The sequence below is a fragment of the Klebsiella sp. MISC125 genome (genome assembly GCF_051131775.1).
In the GTDB taxonomy this organism is placed as follows: domain Bacteria; phylum Pseudomonadota; class Gammaproteobacteria; order Enterobacterales; family Enterobacteriaceae; genus Klebsiella.
The window spans coordinates 5,507,324-5,525,327 of sequence record NZ_CP180448.1; the positions used below are offsets into that span (position 1 = coordinate 5,507,324).

Here is an 18,004-nt window from a genome sequence, read left to right on the forward strand (position 1 = left end):
GGGGTGACGCCCGACCAACGGGGCTTCGCGTTTAATATCCCTTTAAAAATCATAGATAAAGAAACACGATACCCGTATACCCTCGCAAACTTCAGTCACAGCACAGGATCCACAGTAGAATGAGGCTCAGCGCGGCATAGTGGTAGATCCCTCACATTTTTGGTTTTTTAATTTCGATCTAGTTTGCAAATGAAATATTTATTTCTCAAACTAGGGGTAACCAATAACCCTCAGGCTGTTTTCGGAGACGCTGTCGGCATTCCGACCCTTCCGTACAGCAGAAATGCAAAAGGAAACCCTAGCTATGAATGCAGCAGTAAAGCGACTCGACGTCATCTGTATTGGCCGGGTGGCAGTCGATCTCTATGCCCAGCAGATTGGCGCGAGGCTAGAAGATGTTGCCAGTTTTTCTAAATACCTGGGCGGCTCTTCCGGCAACGTTGCCTTCGGCACAGCCATTCAGGGATTGAAATCAGCAATGCTCGCTCGCGTAGGCGATGAGCATAATGGGCGTTTTTTACGTGAAACGCTGAGCCGTGCTGGCGTCGATACCGAATATTTAATAACAGATGAGCAGCGTCTGACGGCGTTAGTGATGCTGGGTATTAAAGATCAGGAGACGTTCCCGCTCATTTTTTACCGCGATAACTGCGCTGATATGGCTCTTGCGCCAGACGATATTAAAGAAGAGTACATTGCCTCTTCCCGGGCGCTGGCGATTACCGGCACTCACCTTTCGCACGCGAATACCCGTGAAGCGGTACTGAAAGCGCTGGAATATGCTCGCCGCCACGGCCTGCGTACCGCGCTGGATATCGATTATCGTCCGGTGCTGTGGGGACTCACCTCCTTGGGCGATGGTGAAACGCGTTTCGTTGAATCAGGCCAGGTGACCAGCCAGCTTCAGGAAGTGCTACATCTGTTCGATTTGGTGGTCGGTACAGAAGAAGAGTTTCATATTGCCGGAGGCAGCACCGACACTCTCACGGCGCTGAAAAACGTGCGCAATGCCACCAAAGCGACGCTGGTTTGCAAACGTGGTCCGATGGGCTGCGTGGTGCTGGAAGGCGCCATTCCTGATAGCTGGGATAGCGTACCGTTACAGCAGGGCGTGCGGGTCGATGTACTCAACGTGCTGGGCGCTGGCGATGCCTTTATGTCCGGCCTGCTGCGCGGTTGGCTGAATGATGAAGGCTGGGTGCAGGCCTGCCGTTACGCTAACGCCTGCGGTGCGCTGGTCGTCTCTCGCCACGGCTGCGCGCCGGCAATGCCAACCAAAGTCGAGCTGGATGATTACCTGTCGCGGGCAGAATCCGTTCCGCGCCCGGATATCGACGACCGTCTCAACCATCTCCATCGCGTCACCAGCCGCCGTCAGGCATGGCCGGAGCTGTGCATCTTCGCCTTTGACCATCGCAAGCAGTTGGCAGATCTGGCGCAGGAAACCGGGCGCGATGTCGCCTGCATCCCACAGCTGAAGCTATTGCTGTTGGCGGCCGCGGAAAGCGCAGCTAAAGAAGCCGGTCTTGATGGACGCAGCGGCATCCTCGCCGACGGTACCTACGGTCAAAGCTCGCTGAATGCTATCACCGGCAAGGGCTGGTGGATCGGTCGGCCGATTGAGATGCCGAGCTCGCGCCCGCTGCGCCTGGAACACGGCAACATCGGTTCCCAGCTGATCGACTGGCCGCTGGAGCACGTGGTGAAATGCCTGGTCTTCTATCATCCGGCTGACCCGGCTGAGCTGCGCGCCGAGCAGGATGCGCTGCTGCTGGAAGTCTGGCAGGCATGCAACAAGTCCGGACATGAACTGCTGCTGGAAATTATCCTACCGGAGAACGGCCCGGATAAAGATGAGCGTCATTACCACGATATGCTGGAGCACTTCTATAAGTTGGGTATTCAGCCAGACTGGTGGAAGCTGCCGCCACTATCGAGCGCTCAGTGGGAGAAAATCAGCAAGCTGATCGAACGTGAAGACCGCTGGTGCCGTGGGATCCTGATCCTCGGTCTGGATGCGCCATCGGATCGTCTGCGCGCTGGTTTTGCCGAAGCCGCGAAGCACCCGATGATCAAAGGCTTTGCCGTCGGTCGCACCATCTTTGGCCAACCTTCACGCCGCTGGATGCAGGGAGAGCTCAGCGACGATGCGCTGATTGATGAAGTGAAACGTAACTACCTCACGCTTATCGGCTACTGGCGCGAAGCCCGCGGCTGATTCTGACCCGGCCCGCATTTTCTCTCGAAGATGCGGGCTTTTTTCTGGATCTTCGTGAAATGAATCGCGTATTTCATTGCAACAAATGAAAAATTCGCTTCATTTGATACACTGGAAATAATATTCCTTTTATTTTCTTAGAGCGCAATCTATGGCCAATAATCCGACCCAACTTACCATCTTGCAGGATGAAATCAGGCGTCGCTATGACACATTAAGCAAACGCCTGAAACAAGTAGCCCGTTATATTCTGGATAACAGTAATAGCGTGGCTTTCGACACCGTGGCCTCTATCGCGCAACAAGCTGACGTTCCTCCTTCAACGCTGATTCGCTTCGCTAACGCCTTCGGTTTCAGCGGCTTTAACGAAATGAAGCAGATGTTCAAGCAGCATCTGATGGAAGAGACGGCTAACTACACCGAGCGTGCCCGTCTGTTCCGCCAGACCACGACGGATGATTCTTCCCCGCCGGAAACACCGACCGAAATCCTCAATATGTTCACGATGGTTAATACGCAGGCGCTACAGCAGCTGGCGATGCAGACCTCCGGTGACGATTTGCAGCGCGCGGTAGCATTGCTGGCGGAAGCGGAAAATATCTATGTTATCGGCCTGCGCCGTTCCTTTAGCGTCGCCTCCTACCTGACCTACGCGCTGCGCCATCTGGATCGTAAGGCGTTTTTGATCGATGGCCTGGGCGGCATGTTCACCGAACAGTTAAGCCTGGTAGGGCCGAAAGATGTGGTTGTCGCAGTGAGCTTCTCGCCTTATGCCCGTGAAGTGGTTGAGCTGGTTGAGCTCGGCGCTCAGCGTAAAGCCCGGCAGATAGCGATTACCGACAGTCAGGTCAGCCCGCTGGCGGCCTTCAGCGACGTGTGCTTTGTGGTGCGCGAGGCGCAGGTTGATGGTTTCCGTTCGCAGGTGGCATCGCTGTGTCTGGCTCAGACGCTGGCGGTTTCTCTGGCGCTAAACAGCAGCAAAGATTCAGAAACGAAACAGCTGGCCTAGGTTTTTTGCCTTTTCCCGGGGGCGGCGCGCTGCGCCTGCCCAGGCTACCAAACCTCATTTTCACGGGCCGGCAACAATGGCTAAATTTAAGGCCGGTTAGCATCGCTAACCGGCCTTTTTATCATCGACTGTCATCTACAGATATCAATCGTGGCGAGGATACTCAGGGCTGTTGATCCATGCGTGATCCTCTTCCCAGGTAAACAACCACTTGCGGTCCGGACCGGCCATGACGTTCAGATAATAGCTGTCATAACCGGCGATGGTGGCGACCGGATGATAGCCTCGCGGCACCATCACCACATCGTGGTTGTAAGGGGCCATGCAGGCATCCAGGCTGCGGTCATCGGTGTAAACGCGCTGGAGCGCAAAACCCTGCGGCGGATCGAAACGGTGGTAATAGGTCTCTTCCAGGTGGGTTTCCTGGCCCGGCAGCGCCGTATCGTGCTTATGCGACGGCCATGAGCTGGTGGCTCCCTCATCGGTGTAAACCTCAACCACCAGCAGGCAGTCCGCCTGCGCATTGTCCGGCAGAATGTTGTGCACCAGACGCTGGTTGCGCCCTTTTCCGCGGTGCTCCACACCCACATCCTGCGGGGAAATCACCCGCGCGGGAAGCGTGCCTTTACCCGGTGCGCTGCATACGGCCAGCTCAAGATCGGAATCGGCCGTCACTTCAACTTTATCCTGCGGCGGCACATAGACTGACCACGGCGGCGTGCGCTCAAACGGCGACATACGCTGACCGAGATTCGGAAAATCAGCCTTCGTGGTTTTTACCGAAGCCAGCCCGGCGACCAGCACCAGGCACAGCTCGCGATCGCCGCTTTCCAGCGTAATGGTTTGCCCTTTTTTTAACATCCAGGCATCAAAGCCAACGTAGCGCCACCCCGCGCTCTGCGGGGTGATATGTTGGATTTGCCCTTCTTGTTTTGCTTTAGCCAGTAAAGACATGGCGTTCTCCTTCGCCGATTAACCTAACGTCGGCATGCTGAACTCAGATACGGTTTGCTGACCTTGCGGCCAACGGACGGTGGCGGTTTTCATTCGAGTATAGAAACGCACACCATCCGGCCCATGCACATTCAGTGCACCAAATACGGAGCGTTTCCAGCCGCCAAAACTGTGGAAGGCCATCGGAACAGGAACCGGGACGTTGACCCCGACCATTCCGGCCTGGACATCATGTACAAACTCGCGCGCGGTGTGGCCGTTGCTGGTAAAGACGGCGCTGCCGTTGCCGAATTCATGGCTGTTCACCAGCTCAAGCGCACTGTGGTAATCCGCCACGCGAACAATACCCAACACTGGCCCAAAGATCTCTTCACGCCAGATAGTCATCTCCGGCGTCACGTGGTCGAACAGCGTTCCGCCAACGTAGTAACCCTCTTCAAACCCGGGAACCCGCAGCTTACGGCCGTCGACGACCAGCGTTGCCCCTTCACTGGCGCCTTTATCGATATAGCCCAGCACTTTTTTCTGATGAGTGTCGGAGACAACCGGCCCCATTTCGTTCTCTTCTTTGCCGCGCATACAGCCAGGTCCGACCTTCAGCGATTCCACCAGCGGCGTCAGGCGCGCAATCAGCTTATCTGCCGTTTCATCGCCTACAGCAACGACGACCGGCAGCGCCATGCAGCGCTCGCCTGCGGAACCAAATGCGCCGCCCATAATGGCATTGACGGTGGCATCAAGGTCCGCGTCCGGCATGACGATAGCGTGGTTTTTCGCCGCGCCAAATGCCTGAACCCGCTTACCATAAGCGCTGGCCGTTTTATAAATATGCTCTGCCACGCCGGAAGAGCCGACAAAGCTCACCGCCGCAATACGCGGGTCCCTATACAGCTGCTCGGCATCTTCATTGCTGCAGTGCACCACGTTAAAGACGCCATCCGGCAGGCCCGCTTCCTTCAGCAGTTCCGCCATGCGCACCGCAGCAGTAGGCGCCAGGGCCGGCGGCTTGAGGATAAAGCTATTTCCGCAGGCCAGCGCCAGCGGGAACATCCACATTGGCACCATCGCCGGGAAGTTAAATGGTGTGATCCCTGCCACCACGCCAAGCGGCTGCATCAGAGAGTAACAGTCTACTCCGGTACCTACATCTGATGAGAACTCGCCCTTAATCAGATGCGGAATGCCGCAAGCAAACTCGACGACTTCCATACCGCGAGTCAGTTCACCCATAGCGTCAGAGAACACTTTACCGTGTTCACTAACGATAATCCCCGCCAGCTCTTCAGCATGCTGTTCAAGCAGCATTTTAAAATTGAACATCACGCGGGCGCGGCGCAGTGGTGTGGTACGCGACCAGCTTTCGAAAGCATCACGCGCAACCTGAATGGCATCAGAAACTTCCTGCGCGGTCGATAACGTGACTTCGCGGACCACTTTGCCCGTTGCGGGGTCGAATACCGGCATCGTCTTATTGCTGCCGCTGGTAACGGTTTTCCCGCCAATAAAGTTTCCTGTGATAGTCATGCTCTCGCCTCATAGTATGGGGTGTCGGGGCCAACGCAGTACGGCCCATTGCTGGATCTGCTGTGCTATAACCGTAGTAAAATGAAATTAATATTTCAATATTTGCGTATAATGAAATTCTATTTTGGTGATGGTGGTCGCACTTTCTTGTAAGAAAATGTCGCCTTACAGGCTAAACCACAACTGAAAGAGATTAGACGTAGAGCGTCCTGGAAACAGAAGTCATAAAAACACACCAGCAAACTATTTTGCGAGTCGGCTCAAAAAACCACCATTTCACTCATTGCTAATTTTGGAATAAACGTTTTGACTAAGGGGCAATCGAACGAACCCGATCCATCTTGTGTCAGGAGAGTCAAATGGCTATCGCACAGCAGCGTTTCTGTATCAATCGCAAGATCGCCCCCTCACTCAGTATTGAAGCCTTCTTCCGCCTGGTGAACAGCCTGGGGTTGAATAAGGTCGAGCTACGTAACGATCTTCCCAGCGGAAAAGTGACCGACGATCTCACCCCTCAGCAGGTTCGTGAACTGGCGGATCGCTACCATATTGAGATCCTCACCATCAACGCAGTCTACCCTTTCAACTGTCGCACCGAAGAGGTTCGCAGCCTGACGGAGTCGCTGTTGAAAGAGGCGAAAGCCGTTGGAGCGAAATCGCTGGTGCTGTGCCCGCTGAATGATGGCACCGAGGTTCCGGCGAGCGAGACGCTCAACGCCCTGCGCGATCTGGCGCCGTTATTTGCCTTCTACGGTATTCACGGCCTGGTTGAACCACTCGGCTTCCCGCAAAGTTCGCTGCGTTCATCGGCGCAGGCACAAACGCTGATTCACGATGCGCGCGTGCCGTTTAAGCTGCTGATCGATACCTTCCACCACCATCTTTATCCTCAGGCTGATGAAGAGTTCGCTCAGGTAGATATGGCAGAGATTGGCCTGGTACATCTTTCCGGCGTTGAGGACACCCGCCCCCGCGAGACGCTCACGGATAACGAACGCATCATGCTGACGCCGAAGGATCGGCTGCAAAGCTGCGAGCAGGTGAAGAATCTGGAAGCGCGCGGCTACCAGGGCGTGTATGCCTTCGAACCTTTCTCGCCTGAGCTGGCAAACTGGAGCGAAGACGACATCCGCCGCGAAATAGAACAGAGCATCGACTTAATTCAGCGCCACTGCGCCTGAAGTGAGTCAATGCCAGCGCGTGTGATTTCTCCCTCCATTTGTGGTCAGGTTGCCTATACTCGCAGCAGGATAAATGGAGAAATCGATCATGAGTTCACCTCTGCTGATTGCACACACGCTGGAAAAACAGCTGCATTTATTGCCCGCGATGGCCAACCGTCACGGCCTGATTACCGGCGCCACCGGGACCGGTAAAACCGTCACCCTGCAAAAGCTGGCGGAGTCTTTCTCAGAAATTGGCGTTCCGGTGTTTATGGCCGATGTGAAAGGCGACCTTACCGGTATTGCCGAATCAGGCCAAAGCTCGGAAAAACTGCAGGCGCGGCTGGAGAAAATAGGCGTGACGGACTGGCATCCGCACGCTAACCCGGTAGTGGTCTGGGACATCTTTGGCGAAAAGGGTCATCCGGTTCGCGCTACGGTTTCTGACCTCGGACCGCTGCTGCTGGCCCGTCTGCTCAACCTCAACGAGGTTCAGTCCGGGGTGCTGAATATTATCTTTCGCATCGCCGACGATCGTGGTCTGTTGCTGCTCGACTTCAAAGATCTGCGCGCCATTACCCAATATATTGGCGACAATGCCAAAGCGTTTCAGAACCAGTACGGCAATATCAGCAGCGCTTCTGTCGGGGCGATTCAGCGCGGTCTGCTCACTCTGGAGCAGCAGGGCGCAGAGCACTTTTTTGGCGAACCGATGCTCGATATTCAGGACTGGATGCGAGTCGATGCCAACGGTAAAGGGGTGATTAATATCCTCAGCGCCGAGAAGCTCTACCAGATGCCGAAGCTGTACGCCGCCAGCCTGCTGTGGATGCTCTCCGAGCTTTATGAACGGCTGCCGGAGGCCGGCGATCGGGAAAAGCCAAAACTGGTCTTTTTCTTTGATGAAGCGCATCTGCTGTTTAACGATGCGCCGCAGGTACTGCTGGATAAAATCGAGCAGGTCATTCGTCTGATTCGTTCTAAAGCCGTCGGGGTCTATTTTGTTTCACAAAACCCGGCGGACATTCCCGATGCGGTTCTCGGCCAACTAGGTAATCGCGTGCAGCACGCCCTGCGCGCCTTCACGCCGAAAGACCAAAAAGCGGTAAAAACTGCCGCACAGACCATGCGCGCCAACCCGGCATTCAGTACCGAACAGGCGATCCAGGAGCTGGGTACCGGGGAGGCGCTGATCTCCTTCCTCGATGAAAAAGGCAGCCCCTCAGTGGTCGAACGCGCGATGGTTATCGCCCCCTGTTCACGTATGGGGCCGGTCACCGACGATGAACGCAACGGGCTGATTAATCACTCGGAGCTATATGGCAAATACGAAGAAGAGATCGACCGCGAATCGGCGTTTGAAATGCTGCAACAGGGCGTTCAGAGCACAACGGAGCAGCAGCAGTCACCGCCCGCAAAAGGCCAGCAAAGCGGCGATGACGACGGCCTGCTCGGCGGGTTAAAAGACATTCTGTTCGGCACCACCGGGCCACGCGGCGGTAAGCGCGATGGCATCGTGCAAACGGCAGCCAAAAGCGCGGTGCGTCAGGTGACGAATCAGATAGTCAGGGGAATGCTGGGAAGCTTACTCGGCGGGAGAAAACGATAAAAAAACGCCCCCTTTCTACATCAGGAAGGGGGCGCGTTACATCAGGATTTGCGCATCATCAGCCAGAGGCTCAGCAGGAAGAAGCTGGCGCTCGGCAGTAGCGCACCGATTATCGGCGGAATGCCGTAGACCAGAGTTAACGGGCCGAAAATCTGGTCCAGCACGTAGAAGATAAAACCGAAGCTAATGCCGGTTACCACCCTCACGCCCATCGCCACGCTACGCAGCGGGCCAAAGATAAACGACAGCGCCATCAGCATCATCACCGCCACCGACAGCGGCTGGAAGATCTTGCTCCACATATTGAGCTGATAACGACCGGGGTCCTGACCGCTGGACTTCAGATAGGTGACGTAGTTATGCAGGCCGCTGATCGACAGCGCATCCGGGTCCAGCGCCACCACGCCGAGTTTGTCCGGCGTCAGATTGGTTTTCCAGGTCCCGCTGACCATCTGCGTACCGGTGACCTGTTTCGGGTCGGTGAGATTAGACTCATCCACCTGAGACAGACGCCAGAGCTTATTCTCGGTATCAAACTTCGCCGATGCGGCATAGCGTACAGACTGCAAGCGACGCTGGTCGTTAAAGGCGTAAATGCTCACGCCGCCCAGCTCATCGCTGCCTTTTACCCGTTCGATATAGACAAAGTTATGACCATCTTTCGCCCACAGCCCCTGCTGGGTTGAAAGCAGCGAACCGCCATACATCTGCTGAGCACGATAGTTACGCGCCATCTGCTCGCCCTGTGGCGCAACCCACTCGCCCATTGCCATAGTCAGCAGCACCAGCGGGATAGCGGTTTTCATCACCGACAGCGCCACCTGCAAGCGAGTAAAGCCGGAAGCCTGCATCACCACCAGTTCGCTGCGTTGTGCCAACATCCCCAGCCCCAGTAGTGCGCCAAGCAATGCCGCCATCGGGAAGAAGATTTGAATATCTTTTGGGACGCTGAGAATCGTGTAGATCCCGGCCCCCAACGCATCATAATTGCCCTGCCCGGCCTTTTTCAGCTGGTCAACAAACTTGATAATGCCCGAGAGGGAGACCAGCATGAACAGCGTCATCATGATGGTGTTGAAAATCGTCTTACCGATATAACGGTCAAGTACGCCAAACGCCTGCATCACGCCGCTCCTTTGTTAAAACGGGCACGGAAGCGGCGCATCGGCACCGTATCCCACAGGTTCAACAGCACAGCCAGCGCGAAATAGAGCAGGTTGACCGTCCACATCCAGAGCATCGGGTCCATTTTGCCTTTACCGCCGCTTGATTTAATCGACGTTTGCAGCAGGAAGAACACCAGATACAGCAGCATCGCCGGCAGCATCGACAGCACGCGCCCTTGACGCGGGTTGACCACGCTGAGCGGTACAACCATCAGCGCCATAATGAATACCGTCGCCACCAGGGTGAAGCGCCAGTGCAGCTCCGCGCGGGCACGATCGGTATCGGTACGCCACAGGGTGCGCATGTCCATCTGTTCGGTATCATTAGGGTCAGATGCGACGGCCTGATGGCCGACAACTGCCTGATAATTTTTAAAATCGGTAATGCGGAAGTCGCGCAGCATCGCGGTACCTTCAAAGCGGGTACCCTGATTCATGGTCACCACCTGCGAGCCGTCTTTACGCAATGAGAGCTCGCCGGTATCCGCCACCACCACCGATGGACGGGCATTGCCTTTCGGCCTGAGTTGCGCAAGGAAGACATCGTTGAAGCGGTTGCCATTGACGTTTTCGATAAACAGCACCGCGCTACCGTCGCTGGCTTGCTGGAACTGGCCCTGAGCCAGGGCCGCCATGCCGGGGTTGGCTTTCGCCTCCGCCAGTACTTCATCCTGGTGACGAGATGACCAGGGGCCGGCCCACATCACGTTGACTGCCGCGACGATGCCGGTAAAGAGTGCGAGGATCATGGCGGCTTTCACCAGAACAGCCTTACTCAGGCCGCAGGCGTGCATCACCGTGATTTCACTTTCGGTATACAGTTTGCCCAGCGTCATCAGCAGCCCGAGGAATAAACTCAGGGGCAGAATGAGCTGCGCCATTTCAGGTACGCCCAGCCCTAACAGCGAGAGCACCAGATTTGTCGGGATATCGCCATCAACAGCGGCACCGAGGATCCTGACCAGTTTCTGACAAAAGAAAATGAGTAGCAGGATGAACAGGATCGCCAACTGGCTTTTCAGCGTCTCACGAACCAGATATCTTATGATTATCACTATAAATACGCCCGTAAAAACCCGTTTTATTGCAGGAAAATAGCTTGTTTCATGGCTTAAACGTCATTTATTCTCTTTGGTCGTCGAAAACATCGCTAAGATTAAATGACTTGCTGGTTCTGCGTATCAGGATCTTTTCTGACGAACCAAGGCCGTAATAACGTTAAGATTAACACGAAGTCACCACAACAGCGGACATGAGTTACGAAAGCTTTCAATTTCTATACTCTATGGATTTCGAGTTGCAGGCAGGCGACAAGACTGTGAAGCCCCGGAGCTTACATCAGGTAAGTGACAGGGGTGAGCAGGCGCAGCCAACGCATCTGCAACTTGAAAGACGACGAGTATAGCTGTAGCCACCATTGTTGTCTTTAAGATTCAGGAGCATAGTGCATGGAGTTCAGTGTAAAAAGCGGTAGCCCGGAAAAGCAGCGGAGCGCCTGTATCGTGGTCGGCGTCTTTGAACCACGTCGGCTCTCCCCCATCGCCGAACAGCTCGATAAAATCAGCGACGGTTATATCAGCGCCCTTCTGCGTCGCGGCGAACTGGAAGGTAAACCTGGCCAGACGTTATTGCTGCACCATGTGCCGAACATTCTCTCAGAGCGCATTCTGCTTATCGGCTGCGGTAAAGAACGCGAGCTGGACGAGCGTCAGTACAAACAGGTCATTCAGAAAACCATCAATACTCTGAATGATACCGGCTCAATGGAAGCCGTCTGTTTCCTGACCGAACTGCACGTCAAAGGCCGCAATAACTACTGGAAAGTGCGTCAGGCGGTTGAGACCGCAAAAGAGACGCTGTACAGCTTTGATCAGTTGAAAACTAACAAAAGCGAGCCGCGTCGTCCGCTGCGTAAAATGGTCTTCAACGTCCCAACCCGTCGCGAGCTGACCAGCGGCGAACGCGCAATCCAACACGGTCTGGCGATTGCCGCCGGTATCAAGGCCGCGAAAGATCTCGGCAATATGCCGCCGAACATCTGTAATGCCGCCTACCTGGCTTCTCAGGCGCGCCAGCTGGCCGATACCTACAGCAAGAACGTCATTACCCGCGTTATCGGCGAACAGCAGATGAAAGAGCTGGGGATGAACTCTTATCTGGCAGTCGGCAACGGTTCGCAAAACGAATCGCTGATGTCAGTTATCGAATACAAAGGCAATCCGGCAGAAGACGCACGTCCTATCGTGCTGGTTGGCAAAGGCCTGACCTTTGACTCCGGCGGTATCTCTATCAAGCCTGCCGAAGGCATGGACGAGATGAAATACGACATGTGCGGTGCGGCGGCGGTGTATGGCGTGATGCGCATGGTTGCAGAGCTTCAGTTGCCGTTAAACATTGTTGGCGTGCTGGCCGGATGTGAAAACATGCCGGGCGGTCGCGCCTATCGTCCTGGCGATGTGTTGACCACCATGTCCGGTCAAACGGTTGAAGTGCTGAACACCGATGCCGAAGGGCGTCTGGTGCTGTGCGATGTGCTGACCTACGTTGAGCGCTTCGAGCCAGAAACGGTTATCGACGTAGCGACCCTGACCGGTGCCTGCGTGATTGCGCTGGGCCACCACATCACCGGCCTGATGTCGAACCACAATCCACTGGCCCATGAGCTGATTGGCGCGTCCGAACTGGCGGGCGATCGCGCATGGCGTCTGCCGCTTGGTGACGAGTTCCAGGATCAGCTGGAATCTAACTTTGCCGACATGGCGAATATCGGCGGCCGTCCTGGCGGCGCGATTACCGCAGGTTGTTTCCTGTCGCGCTTTGCGCGTAAGTACAACTGGGCGCACCTGGATATCGCCGGTACCGCATGGCGTTCCGGTAAAGCCAAAGGCGCAACCGGTCGCCCGGTGGCGCTACTGTCGCAGTTCCTGCTCAATCGCGCCGGGTTTACTGGCGAAGAGTGATGTAAAATGCCGGGTGGCAGCTTTGCCTTACCCGGCCTACAAACGGCATTTAACCATAGGCCCGGCAAGCGCAGCGCCGCCGGGCAAATCGTTTAAATCCACCACAAGAAGCCCCATATTATGAGAAACGCAACGTTCTACCTTCTGGACAATGAAACCACCGTTGATGGCTTAAGCGCCGTCGAGCAACTGGTGTGTGACATTGCCGCAGAACGTTGGCGCAGCGGCAAGCGGGTGCTTATCGCTTGCGAAGACGAGCAGCAGGCGATTCGTCTGGATGAAGCGCTATGGGCAAGACCCGCGGAAAGTTTCGTCCCGCATAACCTGGCAGGGGAAGGTCCGAGAGGCGGTGCGCCAGTGGAAATCGCCTGGCCGCAAAAGCGCAACAGCAGCCCGAGGGATATTCTGATTAGCCTGCGGCTCAACTTTGCAGATTTTGCCACCGCTTTCACAGAAGTGATAGACTTCGTCCCTTATGAAGATTCTTTGAAACAACTGGCGCGCGAACGCTATAAGGCGTACCGCATGGCTGGTTTCAACCTGAACACGGCAACCTGGAAATAATGGAAAAGACATACAACCCCCAAGATATCGAACAGCCGCTTTACGAGCACTGGGAAAAGCAGGGCTATTTCAAGCCTAACGGCGATGAAAGCAAAGAGTCCTTCTGCATCATGATCCCGCCGCCGAACGTCACCGGCAGTTTGCATATGGGTCATGCCTTCCAGCAAACCATCATGGATACCATGATTCGCTACCAGCGCATGCAGGGTAAAAATACCCTGTGGCAGGCCGGTACCGACCACGCGGGTATTGCTACCCAAATGGTGGTTGAGCGTAAGATTGCCGCCGAAGAAGGTAAAACCCGCCACGACTACGGTCGCGACGCCTTTATCGACAAAATCTGGCAGTGGAAAGCGGAATCCGGCGGCACCATCACCCGTCAGATGCGCCGCCTTGGCAACTCCGTGGACTGGGAGCGCGAGCGCTTCACCATGGACGAAGGCCTGTCTAACGCCGTGAAAGAAGTCTTTGTTCGCCTGTACAAAGAAGATCTGATCTACCGCGGCAAGCGCCTGGTCAACTGGGACCCGAAACTGCGCACTGCCATCTCTGACCTGGAAGTGGAAAACCGCGAGTCTAAAGGCTCGATGTGGCACATCCGCTATCCGCTGGCCGACGGCGCGAAAACCGCCGACGGTAAAGATTATCTAGTGGTCGCCACCACGCGTCCAGAAACTGTTCTGGGCGACACCGGCGTGGCCGTGAACCCGGAAGATCCGCGTTATAAAGATCTGATCGGCAAATTCGTGATTCTGCCGCTGGTTGACCGCCGCATTCCGATCGTTGGCGATGAACACGCCGATATGGAAAAAGGCACCGGCTGCGTGAAAATCACCCCGGCGCACGACTTTAACGACTATGAAGTCGGTCGTCGTCACGCCCTGCCGATGATCAACATCCTGACCTTTGACGGCGATATCCGCGAAAGCGCGGAAGTCTACGACACCAAAGGCGAAGAATCTGACGTTTACCCAAGCGACATCCCGGCAGAGTTCCAGAAGCTGGAGCGTTTTGCTGCGCGTAAAGCCGTGGTTGCCGCTGTCGACGCTCTGGGTTTACTGGAAGAAGTTAAACCGCACGACCTGACCGTACCTTACGGCGACCGTGGCGGCGTGGTTATCGAGCCAATGCTGACCGACCAGTGGTACGTCCGTGCCGACGTGCTGGCAAAACCGGCTGTAGAAGCAGTTGAGAACGGCGACATTCAGTTCGTACCAAAGCAGTACGAAAACATGTACTTCTCCTGGATGCGCGATATTCAGGACTGGTGTATCTCGCGTCAGCTGTGGTGGGGTCACCGCATCCCGGCATGGTATGACAACGACGGCAACGTCTACGTGGGCCGAACCGAAGACGAAGTGCGTCAGGAAAACAACCTCGGTGCTGAAGTCGCGCTGCGTCAGGACGAAGATGTTCTCGACACCTGGTTCTCCTCCGCGCTGTGGACCTTCTCTACTCTCGGCTGGCCGGAAAACACCGACGCGCTGCGTCAGTTCCACCCAACCAGCGTGATGGTTTCTGGCTTCGACATCATCTTCTTCTGGATTGCCCGCATGATCATGATGACCATGCACTTCATCAAAGATGAAAACGGCAAGCCGCAGATTCCGTTTAAGACCATCTACATGACCGGTCTAATTCGTGATGATGAAGGCCAGAAGATGTCCAAATCCAAGGGTAACGTGATTGACCCGCTGGATATGGTTGATGGTATCTCCCTGCCGGACCTGCTGGAGAAACGTACCGGCAACATGATGCAGCCGCAGCTGGCTGAGAAAATTGCCAAACGTACCGAGAAACAGTTCCCGGACGGCATCGAGCCGCACGGTACCGACGCCCTGCGCTTCACCCTGGCGGCGCTGGCCTCGACCGGCCGCGATATCAACTGGGATATGAAGCGTCTGGAAGGTTACCGTAACTTCTGTAACAAGCTGTGGAACGCCAGCCGCTTTGTGCTGATGAACACCGAAGAGCAGGATTGCGGCTTTAACGGCGGCGAAATGACCCTGTCGTTGGCGGACCGTTGGATCCTCGCGGAATTTAACCAGACCATCAAAGCATACCGCGAAGCGCTGGATAACTTCCGCTTCGACATCGCCGCGGGCATTCTGTACGAGTTCACCTGGAACCAGTTCTGCGACTGGTATCTGGAGCTGACCAAGCCGGTCATGACCGGTGGTTCCGAGTCTGAACTGCGCGGTACCCGCAATACGCTGGTGACCGTTCTGGAAGGTTTGCTGCGCCTGGCGCACCCGATCATTCCGTTCATCACTGAAACCATCTGGCAGCGCGTGAAGGTTATCTCCGGCATTACCGCTGACACCATCATGCTGCAGCCATTCCCGGAATACGATGCGGCCCAGGTTGATGAAGCCGCGCTGGCCGACACCGAATGGCTGAAGCAGGCGATCGTTGCCGTACGTAATATCCGCGCGGAAATGAACATTGCGCCGGGCAAACCGCTGGAGCTGCTGCTGCGTGGTTGCAGCACCGACGCGATGCGTCGTGTGAACGACAACCGCAGCTTCCTGCTGAACCTGGCACGTCTGGAAAGCATCACCGTGCTGCCTGCTGATGATAAAGGTCCGGTTTCCGTGACCAAAATTATCGATGGCGCCGAGCTGCTGATCCCGATGGCTGGTCTCATCAACAAAGAAGATGAGCTGGCGCGTCTGGCGAAAGAAGTGACCAAAATCGAAGGTGAAATTGGCCGCATCGAAAGCAAGCTCTCCAACGAAGGCTTTGTGGCCCGCGCACCGGAAGCGGTTATCGCCAAAGAGCGTGAGAAGCTGGAAGGTTATGCACAAGCGAAAGCGAAGCTGATTGAACAGCAGGCCGTTATCGCCGCGCTGTAATTTCTGGTTAAAGAAAATAAGGCCGGAGCTCGCTCCGGCCTTTTGCATTTTTGCATTAGAGGAACGGCAGCATCGGGAAAAATCCGCCGCACAGTTTTTCGGTCACCTTAGGCTGAGGTGCCGCATCCGGCTCCATATTCAGAGAATCAAGCTCGCCGATCGCCGCAGTATTGGCAGCGATATAGCGCATCAAATTAATCTTTAACCATGGATACGTCAGCCCCAGCGTGAATAGAGGGAGAAACGTCAGGCCCAATAAACGCGGCGCAAGACCAGAAAACGTCAGGGTTGAACGGAATTGAATACCGTCTCCCAGTACCAGATTATTCAAAGCATGATTGCGTAGCGCAGCCCAGGCGTATGCTGCTGATAACACCAGACCGATCATGAAAAAGAAGTATCCGCCCGCAACCGCGCTAAGATGCTGCAAGGCCATAAGCAGCGCCGTACTTTCAGTGCACAGACCAAACATACAGCCAGTAATCATCTGTGAGAATGCGGAAAGTAAAAAAATAATGAAAATGAGAACAAATGGCAATGAAATTGCCGTTGCCCATAAAAATATAACCACACAGCGTTTAGTACTGATATGGATATCAAATTTATTTTTCCCGAGCGCCGCTCCTTTTCCGATTATCTCTAGCCAATGACTATAAACGATGCCACTGATAACACAGACACTAAACAGCACCAGCAGAGTAATTAAAATAACACTAATGATTATATTTCCGGTGCCATAGAAAATATCAAGACTGCTTTCATACATCGTGATGATGACAAGCAGTAGTATAAGCATCAGTACAGGCATACCGAGCATAACCCACCACGCGCGAAGCGGGTGGCACTGAAATCCAAAACGAGTTTTACCAAAAGAGGTCATCATTGCGTGATAGCTTAGCCCCTTTGTTATCATTACAGGCAACAGGATGAGGAACAGCAGCATCTCCCCCCCTTCACTTCCGGGATAAAATATGGCTAACGCTAAACCGAGTATGACTAGTACGACAAATATCAGCACCCAACTGAGTAAAATCGTAATACCGCGACCATGGTAGCCAAAACGAGTACCGTTTACCTCCATATTCTCGCAAAGATAGCGACGACTACGCACCCAGGCCCACGGAATAAATATCCCGCAAGTAATGATAGACAATATGACATTAACCAAACAAATAACAAAATAGGGCCATATCTGACCATGAAAAACAAAACGATAGCTATGGCTTTGTTGCTGCCCTGAGATCATACTCATAAATACGTCGTCCTTGTCATTTAAACCATATATGAAAATAATAAATCAAGCGCATCTGAAATAAACAAACAGAATATATTATCTTTTCATTGTTCGGCAATGCATTTAACGCTCTCCTTGCGCCAGTAAAAAAATAGTGGTATTAAAGCAGCGTATAGTTATTTAAGTTAAAATTGAGTGATTCTATGAATCTTGCCGCGCCACAGACCTTCACTTTACGCCGCATCTCTGCGCATGATAATGCCGCGATAGCAGCCGTTATCCGCCAGGTCTCCGCAGAATATGGCCTGACCGCCGATAAAGGCTACACGGTGGCCGACCCTAATCTGGATGAGCTTTTCCAGTTGTATAGCCAGCCGGGCTCTGCCTATTGGGTGGTCGAGCAAAACGGTCTGGTCGTTGGCGGCGGTGGGGTTGCGCCATTAACGTGTAGCGAATCCGATATCTGCGAGCTGCAGAAAATGTATTTTATGACCTCTGCGCGTGGTCAAGGGCTGGCGAAAAAGCTGGCGCTGATAGCGCTGGATCATGCCCGCGAACAGGGGTTCAAACGCTGCTATCTGGAAACGACCGCCTTCCTGAAAGAAGCGATTGGATTATATGAGCATCTCGGCTTCGAGCATATCAACGGGCCGCTGGGCTGTACCGGACATGTCGACTGCGAAGTCACAATGCTAAAGACTTTGTAGTTCCCGTTAAGACAAACGCATATATCTATCGAAAAAATAAA

Annotated in this window: 13 protein-coding genes; 8 read left to right on the plus strand and 5 right to left on the minus strand. The window is 54.6% G+C overall.

Going from position 1 to position 18,004, the window contains the following annotated elements; translation table 11 throughout:
* Window positions 1-304 precede the first annotated feature (304 nt).
* Together ACMYSL_RS25785 and ACMYSL_RS25790 are read left to right on the plus strand one after the other, a co-directional pair.
* Entirely contained in the window at window positions 305-2,218 is a 1,914-nt protein-coding gene (locus tag ACMYSL_RS25785) for a bifunctional 5-dehydro-2-deoxygluconokinase/5-dehydro-2-deoxyphosphogluconate aldolase (protein ID WP_110276619.1), read from the plus strand.
* A gap of 151 nt (window positions 2,219-2,369) precedes the next feature.
* Entirely contained in the window at window positions 2,370-3,227 is an 858-nt protein-coding gene (locus tag ACMYSL_RS25790; RefSeq protein WP_110276618.1) for a MurR/RpiR family transcriptional regulator, read from the plus strand.
* Between the two features lie 144 nt (window positions 3,228-3,371).
* Here the strand turns inward: ACMYSL_RS25790 and iolB are convergent, their stop codons facing one another.
* Entirely contained in the window at window positions 3,372-4,181 is an 810-nt protein-coding gene (gene iolB / locus ACMYSL_RS25795) for a 5-deoxy-glucuronate isomerase (RefSeq protein WP_110276617.1), read from the minus strand.
* An 18-nt stretch (window positions 4,182-4,199) separates the two neighbouring features.
* Entirely contained in the window at window positions 4,200-5,705 is a 1,506-nt protein-coding gene (locus tag ACMYSL_RS25800) for a CoA-acylating methylmalonate-semialdehyde dehydrogenase (RefSeq protein ID WP_182235917.1), read from the minus strand.
* A 359-nt stretch (window positions 5,706-6,064) separates the two neighbouring features.
* Here ACMYSL_RS25800 and ACMYSL_RS25805 point away from each other — a divergent pair, with 359 nt between their 5' ends.
* The gene (locus tag ACMYSL_RS25805) at window positions 6,065-6,886 is read left to right on the plus strand and encodes a TIM barrel protein (protein WP_434660398.1); all 822 of its coding nucleotides are present in this window, start codon (window positions 6,065-6,067) and stop codon (window positions 6,884-6,886) included.
* Window positions 6,887-6,974: 88 nt separating this feature from the next.
* Window positions 6,975-8,477, plus strand: coding sequence for a helicase HerA-like C-terminal domain-containing protein (locus ACMYSL_RS25810; protein WP_434660399.1), 1,503 nt, complete (start codon window positions 6,975-6,977; stop codon window positions 8,475-8,477).
* A 41-nt stretch (window positions 8,478-8,518) separates the two neighbouring features.
* Here the strand turns inward: ACMYSL_RS25810 and lptG are convergent, their stop codons facing one another.
* Window positions 8,519-9,601, minus strand: a complete 1,083-nt coding sequence (gene lptG / locus ACMYSL_RS25815) for an LPS export ABC transporter permease LptG (RefSeq protein ID WP_112216274.1) — start codon at window positions 9,599-9,601, stop codon at window positions 8,519-8,521.
* On the minus strand, window positions 9,601-10,698 hold the full coding sequence (lptF, locus tag ACMYSL_RS25820) for an LPS export ABC transporter permease LptF (protein WP_110276612.1): 1,098 nt from the start codon (window positions 10,696-10,698) through the stop codon (window positions 9,601-9,603). Before lptF ends, lptG begins: the two co-directional genes overlap by 1 nt.
* 393 nt (window positions 10,699-11,091) lie before the next feature.
* On the opposite strand from lptF, the gene pepA reads away from it, so the two are divergent.
* The 3 genes from pepA to ACMYSL_RS25835 all read left to right on the plus strand — a co-directional run bounded on the left by pepA (window position 11,092) and on the right by ACMYSL_RS25835 (window position 16,022).
* Window positions 11,092-12,603 carry a leucyl aminopeptidase gene (gene pepA, locus ACMYSL_RS25825; protein ID WP_181483840.1) on the plus strand — a complete coding sequence of 504 codons (1,512 nt, stop codon included), beginning with the start codon at window positions 11,092-11,094 and terminating at the stop codon, window positions 12,601-12,603.
* A gap of 120 nt (window positions 12,604-12,723) precedes the next feature.
* On the plus strand, window positions 12,724-13,167 hold the full coding sequence (gene holC, locus ACMYSL_RS25830; RefSeq protein ID WP_182235909.1) for a DNA polymerase III subunit chi: 444 nt from the start codon (window positions 12,724-12,726) through the stop codon (window positions 13,165-13,167).
* The gene (locus tag ACMYSL_RS25835) at window positions 13,167-16,022 is read left to right on the plus strand and encodes a valine--tRNA ligase (protein WP_434660402.1); all 2,856 of its coding nucleotides are present in this window, start codon (window positions 13,167-13,169) and stop codon (window positions 16,020-16,022) included. Before holC ends, ACMYSL_RS25835 begins: the two co-directional genes overlap by 1 nt.
* A gap of 55 nt (window positions 16,023-16,077) precedes the next feature.
* Here ACMYSL_RS25835 and ACMYSL_RS25840 read toward each other — a convergent pair whose 3' ends face one another.
* Window positions 16,078-17,274, minus strand: coding sequence for a YjgN family protein (locus tag ACMYSL_RS25840; protein WP_434660404.1), 1,197 nt, complete (start codon window positions 17,272-17,274; stop codon window positions 16,078-16,080).
* 185 nt (window positions 17,275-17,459) lie between these two features.
* Between ACMYSL_RS25840 and ACMYSL_RS25845 the strand changes: the two genes are divergently transcribed.
* On the plus strand, window positions 17,460-17,963 hold the full coding sequence (locus ACMYSL_RS25845; RefSeq protein WP_434660406.1) for a GNAT family N-acetyltransferase: 504 nt from the start codon (window positions 17,460-17,462) through the stop codon (window positions 17,961-17,963).
* Window positions 17,964-18,004 lie beyond the last annotated feature (41 nt).